At 30.3% G+C, this 717-nt stretch carries 1 protein-coding gene; it reads right to left on the minus strand.

Annotated features, from left to right (window positions below):
- On the minus strand, window positions 1–371 hold a 371-nt coding region (locus tag KVT34_RS29630), incomplete at its 3' end, for a heparan-alpha-glucosaminide N-acetyltransferase domain-containing protein (RefSeq protein WP_217563232.1).
- Window positions 372–717 lie beyond the last annotated feature (346 nt).

The raw sequence follows: 717 nt of genomic DNA on the forward strand, positions 1-717 counted from the left end.
GGTAATATAAGTAGTCCACAAACTGCATTAATTTTTAACGCTTCCTCTGTCTGATATAACGTATGTATGATTCCAAAAACAAGTAAAGCAGCAAGTCTACGTAAAAACAAAATATCTCCATTTTGCCCTTTTGCAATCGCTCTTGTAAGAAAGATATAGAATCCTATTCCAAATAAGAAGGATAAAATAGTGAAGAAGCGGCCTTCTACAAATAAATATAAAAACCTTTGATAACTTGCATCCATTGTATTCTGCTTTGGTATATCCAAAGAAAGTATTGCTAGAATATTCACCAAGATAATCCCTAATAATGCGAACCCCCGAATATAGTCAAGTTCGTCAATTCTATTGTTTGTAACGCTTTTTATCATATTACAACTCCTTTGTCATATTAAACCCTATTCATAATACGACATCTATACAACTATACCTATCGTTTAACCTTACATTTTTATTACATTGTTGTAAGGTTATTTACAACTGAATATACAATCTGAATAGTTAACACATCAACATGTACGTAGTATTCTTCTTTCCATTTTACAGATTTGAAAATGCCCGCCCCCATATAGATAATAATTTCAAAATGAATATTCATCATATTATTTTTGGAACAATGTGCGTTTAAATATAAATTAACCGATTCCTAATATAATCAGGAATCGGTTAGATTTGTATATTTACTAGAGAAGGAATGTCATCTTTTAATGAAGTGTT

It is taken from the genome of Paenibacillus sp. GbtcB18, assembly GCF_019091125.1.
GTDB lineage: Bacteria > Bacillota > Bacilli > Paenibacillales > NBRC-103111 > Paenibacillus_F > Paenibacillus_F chitinolyticus.